We start from the raw sequence: 16,644 nt of genomic DNA on the forward strand, positions 1-16,644 counted from the left end.
AACCACAAATGCTGATTGTTGAACGATGCTGGGACGACGAGTCCCGTTCTCAGCACCCGCTGCGGCGTATGGGTCCCCGCTTTCGCGGGGACGACGTTGGGGAAGGAATGGACCGAGCCGGGCCAACCTCAGCACTCCGGTCGCATGCCTGCCGTACAAATCGAGGACATTGCCGCCCGCCCGCAATTTTCGTACACGGTTTCACGCAATGACCTCGCACCTCTCTCCCAATTCCGTCGACGTGCTGCTGTTCGATATCGGCCGCGTCGTGCTCGACATCGACTTCGACAAGGTGATGGCGCACTGGGCGCAGCATGCCGGCTGTGCGCCGACCGAGCTCGCCAGCCGCTTCGTCGTCGACGACAGCTTCAAGCATCATGAGATCGGCCGGATCGACGACGCGGCGTTCTTCGATCACCTGCGCCGGACGCTCGGCATCGACCTCACCGATGCGCAGTTCCTCGAAGGCTGGAACGCGATCTTCACCGGCGAGATGCCGGGCATCGCCCCTCTGCTCGCGATCGCGGCCAAGCGGATGCCGCTCTACGCCTTCTCCAACACCAACCCGGCCCATGTCGCGCATTTCTCGGTCATCCATGCCGAGCTGCTCGGCCATTTCCGGACCGTGTTCCTGTCCTCGACCATCGGCCATCGGAAACCCGACGCCGCGGCCTACGATCATGTGGTAGAAGCCATCGGCGTGCCGGCGTCGCGGATCCTGTTCTTCGACGACCTGGCCGCCAATATCGAAGGCGCGCGGGCGCGCGGCCTTTATGCCATCCACGTGACATCGACGGATGACGTGGCAAGGGCTTTGACCGCACTTGGTATTTGAACATTGGAATCTTGGGAGTTCTGAGCGTGGCCCTGATGCCGGTTGCCGATGCCCTGTCCGCCGTCCTCGCCGGCGCCGAACCGCTGCCGGAGGAGAAGGTCGTGCTCGATGCCGCCTACCACCGCACCCTGGCGCGCGACCTCGCGGCGCTGCGCACCCAGCCGCCGCAGCCGATGTCGGCGATGGATGGCTACGCCGTGCGTGCCGCCGACGCCGCTGACCTCTCGGCCCGGCTCAAGGTGATCGGCGAAGTCGCCGCCGGCCGCCCGTTCGAGCGGACGGTCGGTGCCGGCGAAGCGGTGCGGATCTTTACCGGCGGCGTGATCCCCAAAGGGGCCGACGCCGTCATCATCCAGGAAGATACCAGGATCGACGGCGACCGCATCGCGATCACCGAGGTCGCAACTGCCGGACGGCACATTCGCCCGGCCGGCGTCGATTTCCGCGAGGGTGACGTGCTGCTCGGGGCCGGCAGCCACCTCTCCGACCGCGCGCTCTCGCTGGCGGCCGCCATGAACTATCCGGAACTCGCCGTCCGCCGCCGTCCGAAGGTCGCGGTGCTCGCAACCGGCGACGAGCTGGTGATGCCGGGCGCAAAGCCAGGCCCCGGCCAGATCGTCTATTCCAACGGCTATGCGCTGCGGGCGCTGGCCCGCGCCGAAGGCGCCGAGACCGTCGATCTCGGGATTGCTGCCGACACCGTGGAAGCGACCACCGCCGGCATCCGCCGGGCGCGCGAGACCGGCGCCGATGTCCTGATCACCACCGGCGGGGCGTCGGTCGGCGACCACGATCTGGTCAAGCAGTCGCTGGAGGCCGAGGGCGTCGACATGGCGTTCTGGCGGATCGCGATGCGGCCCGGCAAGCCGATGATGCACGGCCGGCTCGGTGCGATGCGGGTGATCGGCCTGCCCGGCAATCCGGTGTCCTCCTATGTCTGCGCCTTCCTGTTTCTGGTGCCGTTGATTCGGGCGCTGAGCGGCCGAAAGACGATCCATCATGTACGCGCGACCGCTCTGCTCGGCCGCGACCTCGCCGCCAACGACCAGCGCGAGGACTATCTGCGCGCGCGTCTCGAGGAGCGCGAGGACGGCACGCTGATCGCAACGCCGGTGACGCAGCAGGATAGTTCACTGCTCGGGAATCTCGCTGCGGCACGGGCACTTCTCGTGCGTCCGCCGTTTGCGCCTGCCGCCGTCAAAGGCAGCGAATGCGAGATCCTGACGTTGCCTGAGTGAGGCCTTCGCGGCTCACCGATTTGCGCGTTGCAGAACACGTTCACCGGAAATTAAGTGGTTGCGGAACACATATCGAACATATAGTGTCCGTTCATGATTTGTTTCGAGTACTGGTGTCTACAATCGGGAGGCCGCCAGGGAGCAGTGCAACGAGCGCCACGCTCCTGAGGTCACGCCCGGCCTGCAGGCCCCACCTGAAGAGTCTCGGAATCGAACGACGCTATCAACCGGGGGAATACTCGAGATGCTCACGCGCAAACAGTACGAACTTCTGCGTTTCATCAATGAACGTCTGAAAGAGGCCGGCGTGCCGCCCTCCTTCGACGAGATGAAGGATGCGCTCGACCTGCGCTCGAAGTCCGGTATCCACCGCCTGATCACTGCGCTCGAGGAGCGCGGCTTCATCCGCCGCCTGCCCAACCGCGCCCGCGCCATCGAAGTCATCAAGCTGCCCGAGCTCTCGGCCGGCGCCGGCAACGGCCGTCGCGGCTTCACGCCGAGCGTCATCGAAGGCACGCTCGGCAAGCGTACCAGCACGCCGCCGATCGCCGAGGACGACGGCAACCGTCCGGTCGCGGTCCCGGTGATGGGTCGGATCGCCGCCGGTACGCCGATCGAGGCGCTGCAGACCCGCAGCCACACCATCAGCGTGCCGCCCGACATGCTCGGCTCCGGCGAACATTATGCGCTGGAAGTGCGCGGCGACTCGATGGTCGATGCCGGCATCCTCGACGGCGATATGGCGCTGATCCAGCGCAACGACGTCGCCAACACCGGCGACATCGTGGTGGCGCTGATCGACGAGGAGGAAGCCACCCTGAAGCGCTTCCGCCGCCGTGGCGCGTCGATCGCGCTGGAGCCGGCCAATACCGCCTATGAAGTGCGCATCCTGCCGCCGAACCGGGTCCGCATCCAGGGCAAGCTGATCGGCCTTTATCGCAAATACTGAGGGCTGCGAGGAACGAGCGACACATCGGATCGTTCCTTGGAAGAGATAGCGCAGCATGCGGCCAGCCCGATGCGCTCCGATAACTCTCACGCAGTGTCGCGTGTTTGTGATTGAGGCGAACTCGGGCCAGTCGTACAATCGCCCAGAAACGAGCAGACGCTCGTTCGCTATCGTCCACTCTGGTAGAGGCCCCATGCCTCAAGGAGAGGCACGGGTCGCTACCTCGAAATGAGGAGCCATCCGATGTGTGACTATAGTCTGCACGCCGTGGCATCGCGCCCCGCCATTGTCGGAGAGACGCTGATCACGACGACTTTCCGCGGCACGTCGACCCGCGGCTTTGCTTCGGAGAACGATCCCACGGTCGCGGTCTGCATGCTGCCGGGCACCGAACTCGCTTTCGCCGAGAACGTTCGCTACGACAGCCGCTGGATCTGGACCAAGACGATGAATTTCCGCGTCGGTGTGTTCAACGAAGTCGAACCCGACGTTCCCGATCGCCATCATGACGCGGTCGAATTCCCCGACGGCAGCCACGTGCTGGTGACCCAGCTCGTCGAGGGACAGCGCGTCAGCGTGCTGCAATTGCCGGCACTGCATCCGCCGGTCGAGCAGAAGCCGAAGGTTGTGGAGCGGCGCCCCTCCACGTTCGCAACGCTGTTTTTGGGTTGAACGCATCGTCGCCGCGGAATGCGCCATTCAGCGGCGGATGACCTAAGCGATTTGGAGCGACCCCGGACATCCGGTTCCGGGGCGCCGCAGGAGATTTGCGTCGGCGGGCGCCTTGGAGCATCATCGTGCACGGAGGACGTGCGCGGTGGTCGATAAGGTCACTTGGCAAAAAGCTGGACGCGTCACCGAACCGGGCCGCTACATGTTCCGGTTCGGTTGGCTGACGGTGACGGCTGACGACCTGAAGGTCTGGGAGCAATTTCCCGAGGCTTCCTTTACCCTCGTCAAGAAGCCCGACGCCGGCCCCGATTCCGACGAGTACCATCTCGGCCTATTCGAACTGCCGGCCGGCCCCTCGCCGGACCACGGCTAATCTTCGCCCTGCAAATCCGTCTCGGCCGGGGTCGCATCGACGGCGGGCCGCGGCGTGGTGGCGGGTGCACGCAACGTTGTCTCGCTGTCACCGTCGCCGGGAACCGCAGGCGACCACGGCCGGTCGATCCCGCCGGGCTTGACCGCATCGATGGCGTAGCCGTCACGGGTCCTGCGCAGCACCAGAGCACCGTGGCGTCGCAACCGCTCGGCATCGATCACCGAGGCTGCGCAGCCCCGCGGCGGCGGAGGCCGGGCCGTCACGATCAGTGCCGCACGCTCGCAATCGTCGGCCAGCGCCTCAGGGCGCACGGCCAGCGCGACGAAGCCGCCGTTCGAGCTCTGGGTCACACAGCCGCTCGGATCGCAGGACACGCCCTCGCCGAGCGACGCATCGGTCGCGGTCCGCGCATCGGCATCCGCCGCCAGCCACTCCTTCACGAGAAAGGCGTCCTTGGCGCTGTGCATCAGATGCAGCCGCCCGTCGCCGCCACGCACCGCGACGTTGCGGCCGTCGGCGGAGACCAGCACGTCCGGCCGCGGCACAAGCAGCGCCCAGACCGAGGCCGCCACCAGCAGCACCGCGCCCGACCAGCGCAGCGGCGTGCGCAACAGGCCGAGCAGGACGAGGCCCGCACTTGCAACGATCAGAGGCCCGATCCCGAACGCCGCCATCCGACCGACCGCACCGGGCAGCGCGGCGACCCATTGCGTCACCAGGATCATCCAGTCGATGCCAAAGCCCATGATCGCCCAGAACACGCCGTCGAACCCGAACGGCATGGCGAGGAGCCCGAGCATACCGGCCGGCATCACGATCGCCGAAACCACCGGCATCGCCGCGAGGTTCGCAAGCAGCCCGTACGGCGTCACGCGGTGGAAATGGAATGCGGCATAGGGCGTCGTCGCGAGCCCCGCCACCAGCGAGGCAAGCATCAGCATCGTGAGCTCACGCCCGCCCCACAGCGCAACGCGCGCGGTCGCCGAATGATCCGGCGACGCCAGCAGGTTCGGCAGCCCGATCTGCACCAGCGCCACGAGGCCGAGCGTCGCGGCAAACGACATCTGGAAGGTTAGATGCCGATTCCGATAGCATTAGCATTCCCAACAAGTTAGTTGACCTTCTGTACCTTGCTCCGGGGATTTTTCCGGGACTTCGCGAGCCGCTCAACCGCTGCGGCAACATCCTCATCCAACACATGGGCGTATCGGAGCGTGCTCTTTATGTCGCGGTGGTTCAGCGCCTTCTGCACGAGCTTAAGATTGCCGCTGTCCCGCAGCAGCTTGGTCCCGAAGTCGTGGCGGAAGTCGTGGAACCGAAAATCCTTCACGCCCGCCCTGGTCCGCACAATCTGCCAAGCGGATTTGGCACCATTGTAGGACAACGGATAGCGCTGGCCCCTCACCCGGCCGAGCCGCTTGTTGCCGTAGACGGCGAGATAGGTGAAGACAAACTCGGTGTGTTGTCCCTGCAGCGGAAACAGGATCTCCCGCACCGCCGGGGTAATCGGAAACACCACGCGCCGGCCGCCCTTCCCGGTTCGGACGATCTGCTTGGAGCCGAAGTTGACCTCCGACCAACGCAACGTCACGCACTCCTTCAACCGCATGCCACTGGCACGGACGAAGCCAAAGAACGGGCCGTAGTCGTCGCGCATCGCCTCATCGATCGCGTCGGCTTCCTCGCTCTTCAATTCACGGACCCGCTCCTCCGGCTCGGGCAAGATCAGCTCATCCCATTTCGGCTCGGCCTCGAATAACGCGCCCTCAGCCTTGGCGAAGGCGAATAGCCGCTGCAGCACCTTGGTGGCCGAGCGGTTCACGGTGGCATTGGAGATTAGCGGCAACGCCTCATCTTCCTTCTTGGTCCGCTTGCCGCGCCGCGACACCCGATGACCACGGCGCCACGCCACAAGCTCTTTAGCCGCCTTGTGGTCGATGTCAGTCAGCGATTTGGCCTCGCCGAAATAATCGATCAGTCGCGCGAGGTTTGTTTCAGTCGCCTTCGGCTCAGCATCGTACTGCGCCTGATCATTCCACAATCGGTCGGCCACATCATCAATCGCAAGCGATGCTTTCGCGCGACTGGCGGCCTTTATCAGCTTCCTGGCCCGTTCCTGCTCTGCGGCCTCGAATTTGAGGGCGTCTTTGCGCGACGTGCATTTCGTTGAGCCATGAAACCGATGACCGTTGATCTGGAAATCGAATTGGTAGTACGGGGAACGCTTGTCGCGGTAGACAGACACACTTCCCTCCTGCGGCGTCTCTCCAGAAATTCTTGAATGTCTTGCTCTGTGTATCGTCGGCGCGGGCGCTTCTTACCCCGGCCGACGTTGATGTAGCTGATCTCGCCGTCTGCCGTGAACGCGGCAAGCTGCTCGACGGTAATGCCGAGCCGCATGGCGGTCTCTTTGGGCGTCAGGGGGATCACGTCAGATAGGCTCCATTGGGCGCTCGGCCTGCCAAGCCACAAGCGCCGTGGTTCGCTACTTCCGCGAAACCGAGGCCCAATGAAAGGGAATGGATTTCGCGCTTTCCCGCTGGCAACGGGGCAAATCAATGCATCAATGCTGGAGCAGATGCGGGTGGCGCATCAATGGGTCGGTATCCAAGTTTTTCGGCCCGGCACCCCGGTGAGACGTTCACGAAGTGGTGAGATCAGGAGCAACAGGCCCACCGATAGGACCGGCGGGCCGCAGTATCAGCCTTCACCCCATGGTCCCCTGAAACGCGTCCTGCGTCCCTGCCTGCTCGAGCAAGCCGCCATAGTCCCCGATGCCGGTCTCCGCGGGATCCTTCTCGAGATCGCGCTGCCCTCCCGCGACCCATCGTTCCTGACTCTCATTCTGGTCAAGGCTGCCAAGGCTCGGCTCAATATCCGCCGTGTCGTGCTCGGCGTCAGACGCTGCCGGCGCCTCAGTAAAGTACTGCCGGGACGCGTGTGTCTGGTCCACCATACGGTCGAAGGTCCCAAGGTCCATTTCCCGATCGTCGCCTCCACGGCCCGCACCGAGGCCGGGAAACGCCTCCTGGAAGCCGAGCCACGGTTCGTCGTCGTCGTCCGGCTCCCGCTCCATGTGGTTATCAGTGTCGTCGAGAAACCGGATCAGCCTGGCTATCTCGTCCATGGCCTCACGGCGGAGGCGCCAGATGGTCTTGAATATCTGCTCTGGGGGAATGTCGGTCGGGTGATAAACTGGCCCTTGGTCGGGCACACGCAAAGCTGTGCTATTCTCAGAATCAACCTGAGGCATGGGTCGCTCCATGGTTTGGGCTAGGCCCGACGTCGCGCTTCCAACACGACGGCGGGCCGCTTGCTTTTCAAGCCTGAAAACGGTAATACCAAATTGTGAAAAAGGCAATACCAAAACGAGTCGGCGGGAAAAGGCCTGGAGCAGGCCGCCCGGCAACGGGCAGAGATCCCGCACGCACGTTTCGACTCTCCGACAAGTTCATCACCGCGGTCGACGCGTGGGCCGCCGCGCAGCCCGACACCCCTGGCCGCTCCGAAGCCATCCGCCGGCTGGTCGAGATCGGGCTGAGGGCGAAGAAATCGCACTGATGAGTGCGCCAGGGGCCCTTCCCGTTGTGGGTGGTTGGACCCGGTAGTTCAGCAACTAAACCGGACGTGAGGTGTTTTAAATTCGGGCGACTTTCTAAAAGCTGGGAGAGTCCGATGCTTAGGAAAATCCTAATCACGCTAATCGCGGTTCTGGCCGTGGCATTTGCACCGACTGCTGCTTCTGCGCGCGGAGGCTTCGGCGGCGGTGGCTTTCATGGTGGCGGCTTCCACGGCGGATTTGGTGGCGGCGGCTGGCGCGGCGGTGGTTGGCGCGGAGGCGGGTTTGGAGCGGCCGCCGTTGGACTTGGGATAGGTCTCGGCTTGGCGGGTGCCTATGGTGCCTACGGTTACCCCTACGGATATGGCTACCCGGATGGGTACGGTTACGACTACGGGTATGGTTATGGTTACCCCTATGGCTACGGCTACCCGTACAGAGCCAGTTATGGCTACTGCGTCGCAACAGCCAGCCAGCAGGCTTATGCTTGCTATTAGTAGCGAGCCTGCGGCTCATCCCGCTTGAGCGTTGAGATCAATCACGACCGAGCCGGGGAGCCGTGGGTACCGCTTTGCCCGGCAAATGTGGAGGGCTACATGGCCCTGCACTTCAGCCACGTTGGCACCGGCGATCTGGAGATGTGGATCGCAAGCAGCGACGACTATTCATTCGTAATCAGCAACGAGAGCCGAAGTGGGCCTGGCTTGCATGGAGAGCCGGGTTTTGTTGCGTCATATCGCCCCGACTTTCTGAATATGCCCGCAGCTCAGGTGTCCGGGTCGCCCTTCAGCACGTTCGCTGAAGCCGAGCGGGCCTGCAATGCGTTCTTGGGTCGCCTCATTATCGAAGGATGATAGCCGCGCCGTTACCGGGCTCCTCGGAAATCCGTGCCAGGCCCCTTGCGCTCGCCCTCCGGTTGCGGAAACATTAGCTGGCTTAAGCTACCAGGGGGCAATGGATTGTCTCAAGTGCATAACGACGGCGCGCTCGACGCAATCGTCCAGCATCTTACTCAAGTGCAATTCGCGAAAGACTTTCGCAGGGGTGTTTCCATGCCTAAATTTGCAATCATGCTCTTGTGCTCTTCATTGATTGGCTGCGCGGCAGCTTCCGAAGCACACGCCCGGGAATTTGGCGGCTATGAATGCTCTGATAATTGCTCCGGACATGCAGCGGGATATCGCTGGGCAGAAGCACACAGCATTACTTCAGAAGCGGATTGTCCGCTCCGTGGTGCCGCTCTTTCATTTTATGAAGGCTGCTTGGTTTACGTCGAGGATCCGGACCGAGGTGCCGATGAGGACGATGACGGCGACGATATCGGCGATTGAGGAGAGCGGCACGTCGGCTTTCTAGCGGCCCCGCTCACGAGGTGGCCCTGCGTCGGGTTTGCCAGCCCCGGGCCGCTGGCGTTGCGGCGCTAGAGCTTGAGCAGGTGGTGTTGAAGGAAATCTGAATGAGGCTTGGATCGGCGGCCTATGCGGTGCACTCGGCGGAGGGATCGGCGCCATGCTGGGAAGAGGCGATCCGCTTGATGCACTGTTAGGTGCAGCGGGAGGATTTCTTGGCGTCTTCTACGCCATGCGGAAGTCGATCAAGCAGAGGCCGCCTGCTGAGAGGCGCCCTTAAGGGAAAGAAATGAACAGGTCAATTAAGGGCCGTTTGATCGCCTTGGCCGTGGTTGAGTTGGTAATAGGCGGTATGTGGCTGTTCGGCACTTTCAACCCGGCGATTTTCGCTGTGCTGATGCTTGGTGTGCCTTTTCTAGCTCTGACAGTTGCCCTGCCAATAGTGTACTTGATCAGGTCCAATCGTTCTTCAACTGCAAATAAGCCACCCTCAAATCCAAACTAGATCGCGGCGCTTAGCCCGCTCCCGCCTCAGGCCCGGGTTTGCCAAGCCCTCTTAGAGGGCCGCGCGCTTGCCCATCGCCCGGTGAATTTCGGGCATTGTGGGGACTGCCAGGCAGGCGCCCTAGCGCGCGGGATAGCTTTGGCGCGTAATGCTATATGCCAATCATCCCATTTCGCCACGCGCAGTTCATGGCTCTCTTGGAGGCCGGCTTCTCGCTGAGCGAGATCGTAAAGGGACTGAGAAACAGGAAAAGAATTCGCCCCGGACTGCACACCAAGCGTACTTTCGAGACATACTGCGACCAAAATCCAAAATGGGGCGTCCGAGCAAAAGCTCTTGTGCTCGCGAACGGTGAAGCGGCTCGATTGCGCAGGGGCGCCCCGAAGCGGCTCACCACGCACTGCAATCGAGCGCACCTATTTGAACCCAGCAATACCGGCATGCGCTGGAACGGATATCGCTACTGCAAGAGGTGCGACCGAGACAATCAGAAAGTCGGACCCGAGCTGAGGCCAGAGGCCGTAGAAGCCGTTCGCTTGGCAGTGCTGAACGGGAGAACGATTGACGACATAACCCATACCCGAAACGGTCGCAGAGCGATCTGCACGTTCAAAGCACTCAAGCGCTACCGGATCGAGCAACCGGAGTTCGATCGCTTCATGATCGAAAACGCCAAGAACAGGATTTCTCGGGCAGTGCTAATCAAATGCCGGATAGTTCCTGCTAACGCGACGTACTTTCGACTGGATGTGACGCGTGACGACATCCCGCCTTTCGAAATGCTGCCCGGGGACTACGAATGGATTCAATCGATCCTCCGTTCGAAGCGCGTGCCGTTCGAAGTCACGGACGATCTAGCCCAAGACATCTTTGTATCGCTGCTTTCAAGGGCCATTAGCCGCGATCAGGTGGCCCGTCGGGTTGATGACTTTCTCTCGGCGCACTACGGCAGGAATGCGCGGAAGGGCTATGGCACAATTCAGGCTCCGCTCTCACTTGATGATCCGGTTCGCCGAGACAGCAAGGTTACGCTTTGGAGCAAAGCCACACGTCGGCTTTGGGGTGATGAATTATAAGGCCGGCCTTGATATTTCTCTTGCCCTCGACTCCTGGTTGATTCAGAATCCCGGAAATATCCACCGGGAGCTAGACGACGATGGCAACCATCGGCACCTTGGCTTGTCTCGCAGCAGTTGGCATTCCTGCAGCATTGTTGATCGCGGCCCGCTTCAACGCGCGCGCGGCTTACCGGAAGCAGATGACCGAAAATGCTATGCGCTCCATGGGCAACTAGCCGCCGGCCGGCACCGCGTCATTAAGATTTTGGGCAGACCGCGCTTCATTTCCGCAGCTATTCCGACCTGATCAGAACACTCCTGCGACGCGACTCAGGATTGGGCTCCGCACGCGCATTCCGCGCATTTGCAAAGGAGCGATCTGATGGCAGGCAAGCCCAAACCTAAGTCGCACTGCAACTATGGCCACGCGATGACGCCGGAGAATACGGCGATCGTTCATCCGAAGAAGTCCAAGTATCCCTGGCGGCAATGCCGCATATGCATGGATCTGACTCCGGCCGAGGCCGTCGAGATCGAGGCAAAGCTAGAGGCCGGCTGCTCGCTCAGGGACCTTGGCCTGTCTTTCCCCAAGAAGATGGGTCTCGATGCCTACCGCGCCGAAAATCCAGAATGGTCGGCTCGCATAGACTCGCTGTCGGCCCTCAGCGCAACCAAGAAAAAGGCCGCCGTGCAGGCGCAAATGCGTAACGAGCGAACGCACTGCGTGCGAGGCCACGAACTGACGCCGGGAAACTTCGACAAGACGTTGGTGCCAGACAATGCAACGAGCTGGAATCCGCGCGCGTGTCTCATCTGCCGCGAAAAGCTCGACAGGAATTTCCGACTTGTAGCGGAGGAGATCGTTGTTCCTGAGAAAATCAAGATCAGTGGGCCGGCCATCGGAAGAATAAACCGGACCCATTGCAAGGCGGGTCATCTCCTAAGCCCAGAAAATGTCGCCGTGATCATGTGCGGCGGAAGGGGAAAGGGACGAGTATGGCGGCACCACGTATGCCGAACATGCACTGACATCACCAACGAGGAAGCCGCCGATATTCTTCGTCAGCTAAATGCACGGGTTGCGCTCAAGAGAATCCCGCTCCCGACCGGCAAGGATATGCATTCGCTCAAGCGATATCGTGCCGAGCATCCTAACTGGGACAACATCGTTACTCCACTCATGAAAGCAAACGGCCTCGCGGCCCGTGTCGCGGCATGGAGAGCGCGCGCCGCAGCGACCACACATTGCGGTCACGGCCACGAGTACACGCCTGAGACCACCTATTGGAAGCACAACGGCACGCGGGCGTGCAAAACATGCGATCTGATAAACCTGAGGCGCGTCAAGCCGATCACGCCGCAGAAGATCGAGCTTGCGAAGCGAGCGATCGTCACTGGCTCATCTGTCACCGGCATCATCAGTGGCCCCAACAAGATACTTTCTGACGTTCAGTGGAGCCACTTGCGCCGGACCGATCGAACCTTCAACCGCTTCGTGCTCGAGCACATTAGCAGCAGCCGTAGCCTTGCAACCATGCAGAGCCGGATGGGGATAGCCCCCATTGCAGGCCTGGAGCGCGCGCCGCAAATCGAAAACGTCGGGAATGAAGAGCTATATGTCCCGCAGCCCGGCGACTACGAATGGCTCTATAGCCTCACGCCCCGCAGCATGTTGAAGTCAGATCGCGATGAAGTGGTAAGTAATGTCTACATGGAATTAGCAGAGCGCCGCTTACGCCGCGAAGACGTCCCCTCTCGAGTGAGAGCAATGACCCAGCAGCACCATAAGCTGTTCCCGCAGAGGGAGGCGGGAAGCTTCAATGCACCGCTATCGCTCGATGCACCGGCCTATCTTGACGGCACCACGTTGCGCGTTGAGACGGTTTTCGGAGAGTTTGTGGGAACGCGTCTGAACAGTCCTCGTGCGGGGTAAGTCAGGCACCGATAGCGCCGCCCGGTTAGGCGGCGCTAGTCATCCGACACGGCCCAGAAAGGAATGTATTTCGCGTACTTGTTTCCTTGATTTTTGTCAGCTGGAGCGATCCGGCCTGCCTTCTTTGCGTCGGCAATTACCGATGAGACTACCTGGTAGTCTTCGTCTCCAAGAGAAAATCTAGCTCTCAGGCTCGTATTGTTCATATAGTCGTGGGCGAGCCAACGAACCACACAATGACAGAAGCAACTCCAAACTCTATCTGCTTTCGAAAGGTTGGCAAATTTCTTTGGTCCAAATAACACAACCCTCATAGAGTTTTCTGATGGAAAGAACTCGGGCGCCGGGAGCGCCATCTCTTCGATCTCGATGATCGACTTATCGATTCCGCCGCCTCTTTCTTCACAAAGACCAACCTCGCGCATGGCAGCAGCGAATTTTTCATTGCGCGAGCGCCGTTCGTCTATAATACGGTCAACTGCGATGAGCGAGTTGCCAGGATTGGTAATCTCGATCCGGTCTTTGTATATCTCCACAACGGGACCACTTCCACTCATCGTGAAATCTTGATGGATGAGGGCATTCGCCACCATCTCGCGGAGAGCTGTCTCTGAATACACAGATAGCGCTTTGCGAACGCCGCCTGTGAACCGCTCCTCCTTCGGAAGTCGATCCATTATGAACTTGAGCATTGGCCGGAAGCCCACCGCGTAGCCTTTCACGCCTTCTGTTTCGCTTTCCGACTTCATTTTATTGGTGCCGCTATACTTGATCACGCGCACCGATTTAGTGGCTATCGACGGGAACGTAGAAATATCATTCGCGAAAAGCAGGGCGCCGAGATTGGTGATGTGGTAGCCGTCTTCCATGTCGTCGACGACGAATCCCAACTGGGAAAACCGCTTCAGGATCTCAGTCTTGTTACGCGGAACCGGTTCGCTCTTTAAGTTGTAGTACGTCTCAGCGTTCAAAAGATTGAGAACATCCAGCGCCGTTTGGTTGGGTAGGGCAATCGCATCCTCGAATTTGCGACGCCCCGTCGCCAGCCATAGGGCTCGCTCGTGTTCGGGAAAATCCTTAAGCGGTTTGACGTTCTCTCCAATGCGGATGTACTCAGAACCGGCGAACCGGACCGGCCTATCGTATGTGGGCTCGACTGCGAGAATCGAAAAGTCCAGGCCATCATCGCTGAAGTCGAAGCATTCGAGCAGAAGCTTCGGCTCGATCATTCGCGAAAGCCAATTTTGTAGATTTTCTCCGCCCTTTTTCAGGCGCTGAAGGCGCACGCTGGTTCCGACTTTCTCGCGCGTTCCGTCTCGGATTCCCCAAACTATAAAGGCCCTGTCTCGGTCAGCGAGCATGGCCGCATTAGCGCACGCACTCAGCGTGCGACCAATCATGTCGCAATCCTCGTTATTATGTTTAAATTCGAGCCACGGCCCTTCATCAGATCCAGCGAGCAGGCGCCGGAGGAGTGCTCTCGGGTTTGCGGTCGGCATTCCGATTCCCTCTTATATCCCCCTTATATCGGAATTCGACCCTATAACCAATCGTTCAGGAAGTTTCCCATTGAAATCACTTGTCTTTTTGGGCGACGCTTTATCCCCTCTTTATCCCACCATCGCTAATTCTGGTGGGTAACGATCTCGACAGACCCAACTTATTGAAGATTTGCATCCCACGCGGCTCCGCCGCTTTATGATCGGCATGGGCTCGAAATCCCGGGAGTACATGTTCGGCGCCACCGTCCGGCATCTGGCCGAGCGGGCTGCAGAGGCGCGTCGCGATGCGGACGGGCTCGCCTGCCAAGCCTGGAACGCCCGCATGCTCGCCTTCCAGGGGCCGGCCCAGCCGTCCCCTGCCCTCGGTGACGCTCTCAATGCCGGCTATCGCTATCTCGAGATCAAATGCCTCGGCTGCGACACCCATCAGACGGTCGCCCTGGATATCGTGAGGCGGCCGACGTGGACGCCGGTCCACGAGCTGGAGCGCTACATGCGGTGCAAGGAATGCTCACGCCGGGCTGGGCACCCGTTCAAGCGCAGCCACCTGGTGGCGTTGCGGACGGACAAGATCTCGACCATGAACCCACCGTCAACATGGTGGCCGGGAGAGCGGTAGCCGGTCTCCGAAAACGGTGACCCGTAGCCTCACGGCTAGAACAGAGATGCCAAGCTTGGCTACACTGAGATTCGGCGGGCCATGCGAGGGCGAGCTTGACGAAGGAGAGACTGAGCAAAGACGCGGCGGATGCGTTCCGCCTTCTTCGAGCTTTTCGCTCGATCCAGGATCGGGCCAGCCGCCAACGTGTCGTCGAAATGGTTGAAGCGATGGCGGCGGAACGTTCGGACGAGCCCGACAAAGCCGATGCTAACGCGGCAGAACATACCGAACGGTGAACGATGGACCGTCCCCTGCGGGAGGTTCATAGATCACGACGTCGGCTGGTCCCATAAGCTGGCGCATGGCGTTGCATGCCATCGGGTGCCTGTTCTGATCCGGGCTTACTATCCGATGCAGTTCGCCTGCATTGATCTCGATATGCGGACGTCCTTGTCTCGCCGCCCGAGCAATTTGAGCCTCCGCCTCTTCGCGGAATTCTTCCGTGGTGGGCATGGCGCGCCCTCATTCCAATCGATTGGCAAGCAACTACTGATCAAAATATAATTACCCAGTCTATCAGATCGCTGCCGCTTCACAACCTTAGTGAGTATGGAGTGAATATGCGCGTTTTCCGAATTGACTCGACGTGGCTCGCGTTCCTTATGGGACGTTGACGCACCATCTGTTCTCGCTTGATCTAGATCAAAGGTCCCGTGAATCACCGCGGGCTGAGTTTCAGAAGACTATTGCCCGGCGAGTTCCATGTGTGATGATCTCACTGTGATCCCGGGGAGTTCATTCAATGAAGGACATGCAAGCGCACTTGGAGAAGCTTCGTGTCGAGGCGGAAGAGTGCGAGCTGATTAGCAAGCTGGCGAAGAATCGGACGAAGAAAGAACTGTTCGCCAAGCTGGCTGCGCATCATCGTATGCTGGCCGATGAGGTCGAGCGGACTTTAGGCAAGTCCAAAGAGAGCGGTCTAGCATAACGAAAATCTATGACGTTGAAAGTTGTTCTCCCCGGAGTTTTCCGGATACCCCGATAGAGAACTCCTTAAAGGTGCCATGCAATTCTCTTCATCGATGGATCACGACACGCCACGAGAATGGCTCATGCCCGCGCTGCGGCGCGGATATGCTCGACTGGCGAATTGAATGGTACGCGACAACAGAACGCTGGAGGCGAGCCGGTTACCGGAGCCGACGCGGACGGAAGCGCCCACTAGAACCTGGAATCGTCACGACATTCGGAGCCGCCCAGACCTTAGGGAGCGTCATCATGAAAGGCGTATTGCTAGCCGTCGGCATCCTTTTCGTTCTTTATGTCGCCGATCAGCATTTCAACCACGGTCAATACACCGATGCCGTTCAGCGCATGGCGGCCCAGATGAAGCATTCCTTCGGAGTGTAAGGCCCCTTTTCCCTCGCAAGATTGGGGGCCGTGTCTTTTGAAACTTCGCGTAGACATCCAATGAAGGACAGTTTCCTGTTAGGGAACATCATGAGTGCGTGCTAAGCGGCGCCTATCGGACAGGGGCATTCAGTGGCAAGCGCAAAAGAATTCGTAGACTTCTGGTTAGAGAACAGCGTTCACGCTGATGAGCACTTCGGCGTTCGACGTGGTCGCCCCGAAATTGACGAGCTTGTCCAAAGGCTCTTGGTCGCGGCGATGGCGCAGGGGTTCTCGGAAGACCAGGTACAAGCGGAGCTTGGTGGCGACATCCACGCGTTTATCCGTACCCGCGTCGACGAGCAGAATGCCGAGGAAGCCTCCAGGCTGAAACGAGAGCAATGAAAGCATACTCATTCGGGCTGCACACTGCGAAGATATCGCACCGACAACGTGGCTAGGATCGTCTCGGACACCTAAAGGGAGATTGATATCAAAGTCTATTTTTCATGCCGCGAATGCGGCGCTATCTATTCTGCATCTCAAGAGCGTGGCTCCGCCCCTACTTTCATTTCAGGCGCCTTCAAATGCGAACAGTGCGGCAAGCCAGTCCATCATTGGGCGGGGCTCTATAGTTACTCTGACTGGAAATGCGTGACCGATGAACATGAAGGGTGACCG

19 protein-coding genes and 1 pseudogene are annotated in these 16,644 nt (G+C 60.4%); 16 read left to right on the plus strand and 4 right to left on the minus strand.

The window, feature by feature from the left end; all coding sequences use genetic code 11:
• Positions 1-208: 208 nt before the first annotated feature.
• The 5 genes from H8A95_RS19850 (at position 209) to H8A95_RS19870 (ending at position 4,067) form a co-directional block, all read left to right on the plus strand.
• Positions 209-835: an HAD family hydrolase gene (locus tag H8A95_RS19850; protein WP_229184618.1), complete on the plus strand. Its 627-nt coding sequence runs from the start codon at positions 209-211 to the stop codon at positions 833-835.
• A gap of 26 nt (positions 836-861) precedes the next feature.
• Positions 862-2,073, plus strand: a complete 1,212-nt coding sequence (locus tag H8A95_RS19855; protein WP_229184619.1) for a molybdopterin molybdotransferase MoeA — start codon at positions 862-864, stop codon at positions 2,071-2,073.
• A gap of 244 nt (positions 2,074-2,317) precedes the next feature.
• Positions 2,318-3,022: a transcriptional repressor LexA gene (lexA, locus tag H8A95_RS19860; protein ID WP_163152134.1), complete on the plus strand. Its 705-nt coding sequence runs from the start codon at positions 2,318-2,320 to the stop codon at positions 3,020-3,022.
• Between the two features lie 243 nt (positions 3,023-3,265).
• A complete protein-coding gene (locus tag H8A95_RS19865) occupies positions 3,266-3,694 on the plus strand; it encodes a hypothetical protein (protein WP_229184620.1) in 429 nt (142 codons plus the stop codon).
• 145 nt (positions 3,695-3,839) lie between these two features.
• The gene (locus H8A95_RS19870) at positions 3,840-4,067 is read left to right on the plus strand and encodes a hypothetical protein (protein ID WP_229184621.1); all 228 of its coding nucleotides are present in this window, start codon (positions 3,840-3,842) and stop codon (positions 4,065-4,067) included.
• Here the strand turns inward: H8A95_RS19870 and H8A95_RS19875 are convergent.
• The 3 genes and pseudogenes from H8A95_RS19875 to H8A95_RS19885 form a co-directional block, all read right to left on the minus strand.
• Positions 4,064-5,146 (minus strand): annotated as a pseudogene (locus H8A95_RS19875) (ComEC/Rec2 family competence protein); the annotation flags it as partial. The gene H8A95_RS19870 and the pseudogene H8A95_RS19875 overlap by 4 nt on opposite strands.
• Before the next feature lie 32 nt (positions 5,147-5,178).
• Positions 5,179-6,312: a tyrosine-type recombinase/integrase gene (locus H8A95_RS44185; RefSeq protein WP_229184622.1), complete on the minus strand. Its 1,134-nt coding sequence runs from the start codon at positions 6,310-6,312 to the stop codon at positions 5,179-5,181.
• Between the two features lie 462 nt (positions 6,313-6,774).
• A complete protein-coding gene (locus H8A95_RS19885; RefSeq protein ID WP_229184623.1) occupies positions 6,775-7,320 on the minus strand; it encodes a hypothetical protein in 546 nt (181 codons plus the stop codon).
• Positions 7,321-7,742: 422 nt separating this feature from the next.
• On the opposite strand from H8A95_RS19885, the gene H8A95_RS19890 reads away from it, so the two are divergent.
• From H8A95_RS19890 to H8A95_RS19915, 6 genes are all read left to right on the plus strand, one after another.
• Entirely contained in the window at positions 7,743-8,123 is a 381-nt protein-coding gene (locus H8A95_RS19890) for a hypothetical protein (protein ID WP_229184624.1), read from the plus strand.
• Between the two features lie 99 nt (positions 8,124-8,222).
• Positions 8,223-8,480, plus strand: coding sequence for a hypothetical protein (locus H8A95_RS19895; protein WP_229184625.1), 258 nt, complete (start codon positions 8,223-8,225; stop codon positions 8,478-8,480).
• 114 nt (positions 8,481-8,594) lie between these two features.
• Positions 8,595-8,957: a hypothetical protein gene (locus H8A95_RS19900; RefSeq protein WP_229184626.1), complete on the plus strand. Its 363-nt coding sequence runs from the start codon at positions 8,595-8,597 to the stop codon at positions 8,955-8,957.
• Positions 8,958-9,668: 711 nt separating this feature from the next.
• Positions 9,669-10,556: a hypothetical protein gene (locus tag H8A95_RS19905; protein ID WP_229184627.1), complete on the plus strand. Its 888-nt coding sequence runs from the start codon at positions 9,669-9,671 to the stop codon at positions 10,554-10,556.
• A gap of 80 nt (positions 10,557-10,636) precedes the next feature.
• On the plus strand, positions 10,637-10,774 hold the full coding sequence (locus H8A95_RS19910) for a hypothetical protein (protein ID WP_229184628.1): 138 nt from the start codon (positions 10,637-10,639) through the stop codon (positions 10,772-10,774).
• Positions 10,775-10,920: 146 nt separating this feature from the next.
• Positions 10,921-12,471 (plus strand): hypothetical protein, encoded by a 1,551-nt coding sequence (locus H8A95_RS19915; protein WP_229184629.1) that lies wholly within the window; start codon positions 10,921-10,923, stop codon positions 12,469-12,471.
• A 35-nt stretch (positions 12,472-12,506) separates the two neighbouring features.
• Here the strand turns inward: H8A95_RS19915 and H8A95_RS19920 are convergent, their stop codons facing one another.
• Positions 12,507-13,970 (minus strand): ATP-binding protein, encoded by a 1,464-nt coding sequence (locus H8A95_RS19920; protein ID WP_229184630.1) that lies wholly within the window; start codon positions 13,968-13,970, stop codon positions 12,507-12,509.
• Between the two features lie 208 nt (positions 13,971-14,178).
• Here H8A95_RS19920 and H8A95_RS19925 point away from each other — a divergent pair, with 208 nt between their 5' ends.
• The 5 genes from H8A95_RS19925 (at position 14,179) to H8A95_RS19940 (ending at position 16,368) form a co-directional block, all read left to right on the plus strand.
• Entirely contained in the window at positions 14,179-14,592 is a 414-nt protein-coding gene (locus tag H8A95_RS19925) for a hypothetical protein (protein WP_229184646.1), read from the plus strand.
• Between the two features lie 95 nt (positions 14,593-14,687).
• The gene (locus H8A95_RS19930) at positions 14,688-14,870 is read left to right on the plus strand and encodes a hypothetical protein (RefSeq protein ID WP_229184631.1); all 183 of its coding nucleotides are present in this window, start codon (positions 14,688-14,690) and stop codon (positions 14,868-14,870) included.
• A 506-nt stretch (positions 14,871-15,376) separates the two neighbouring features.
• Positions 15,377-15,562: a hypothetical protein gene (locus tag H8A95_RS19935; protein ID WP_229184632.1), complete on the plus strand. Its 186-nt coding sequence runs from the start codon at positions 15,377-15,379 to the stop codon at positions 15,560-15,562.
• 290 nt (positions 15,563-15,852) lie between these two features.
• Positions 15,853-15,984 (plus strand): hypothetical protein, encoded by a 132-nt coding sequence (locus H8A95_RS43835; protein ID WP_274617435.1) that lies wholly within the window; start codon positions 15,853-15,855, stop codon positions 15,982-15,984.
• Positions 15,985-16,116: 132 nt separating this feature from the next.
• Positions 16,117-16,368, plus strand: coding sequence for a hypothetical protein (locus H8A95_RS19940; RefSeq protein WP_229184633.1), 252 nt, complete (start codon positions 16,117-16,119; stop codon positions 16,366-16,368).
• The last annotated feature ends 276 nt before the right edge of the window (positions 16,369-16,644 follow it).

This window comes from Bradyrhizobium oropedii (assembly GCF_020889685.1).
Lineage (GTDB): Bacteria > Pseudomonadota > Alphaproteobacteria > Rhizobiales > Xanthobacteraceae > Bradyrhizobium > Bradyrhizobium oropedii.

What these genes read in the sequence shown, in the direction of transcription:
- H8A95_RS19925 (WP_229184646.1), top strand. Translation starts at nt 14,179, where the DNA reads ATGGGCTCGAAATCCCGGGAGTACATGTTCGGCGCCACCGTCCGGCAT.
- H8A95_RS19915 (WP_229184629.1), top strand. Translation starts at nt 10,921, where the DNA reads ATGGCAGGCAAGCCCAAACCTAAGTCGCACTGCAACTATGGCCACGCG.
- H8A95_RS19905 (WP_229184627.1), top strand. Translation starts at nt 9,669, where the DNA reads ATGGCTCTCTTGGAGGCCGGCTTCTCGCTGAGCGAGATCGTAAAGGGA.
- H8A95_RS19865 (WP_229184620.1), top strand. Translation starts at nt 3,266, where the DNA reads ATGTGTGACTATAGTCTGCACGCCGTGGCATCGCGCCCCGCCATTGTC.
- H8A95_RS19850 (WP_229184618.1), top strand. Translation starts at nt 209, where the DNA reads ATGACCTCGCACCTCTCTCCCAATTCCGTCGACGTGCTGCTGTTCGAT.
- lexA (WP_163152134.1), top strand. Translation starts at nt 2,318, where the DNA reads ATGCTCACGCGCAAACAGTACGAACTTCTGCGTTTCATCAATGAACGT.
- H8A95_RS19895 (WP_229184625.1), top strand. Translation starts at nt 8,223, where the DNA reads ATGGCCCTGCACTTCAGCCACGTTGGCACCGGCGATCTGGAGATGTGG.
- H8A95_RS19935 (WP_229184632.1), top strand. Translation starts at nt 15,377, where the DNA reads ATGAAGGACATGCAAGCGCACTTGGAGAAGCTTCGTGTCGAGGCGGAA.
- H8A95_RS43835 (WP_274617435.1), top strand. Translation starts at nt 15,853, where the DNA reads ATGAAAGGCGTATTGCTAGCCGTCGGCATCCTTTTCGTTCTTTATGTC.
- H8A95_RS19910 (WP_229184628.1), top strand. Translation starts at nt 10,637, where the DNA reads ATGGCAACCATCGGCACCTTGGCTTGTCTCGCAGCAGTTGGCATTCCT.
- H8A95_RS19890 (WP_229184624.1), top strand. Translation starts at nt 7,743, where the DNA reads ATGCTTAGGAAAATCCTAATCACGCTAATCGCGGTTCTGGCCGTGGCA.
- H8A95_RS19920 (WP_229184630.1), bottom strand. Translation starts at nt 13,970, where the DNA reads ATGCCGACCGCAAACCCGAGAGCACTCCTCCGGCGCCTGCTCGCTGGA.
- H8A95_RS19885 (WP_229184623.1), bottom strand. Translation starts at nt 7,320, where the DNA reads ATGCCTCAGGTTGATTCTGAGAATAGCACAGCTTTGCGTGTGCCCGAC.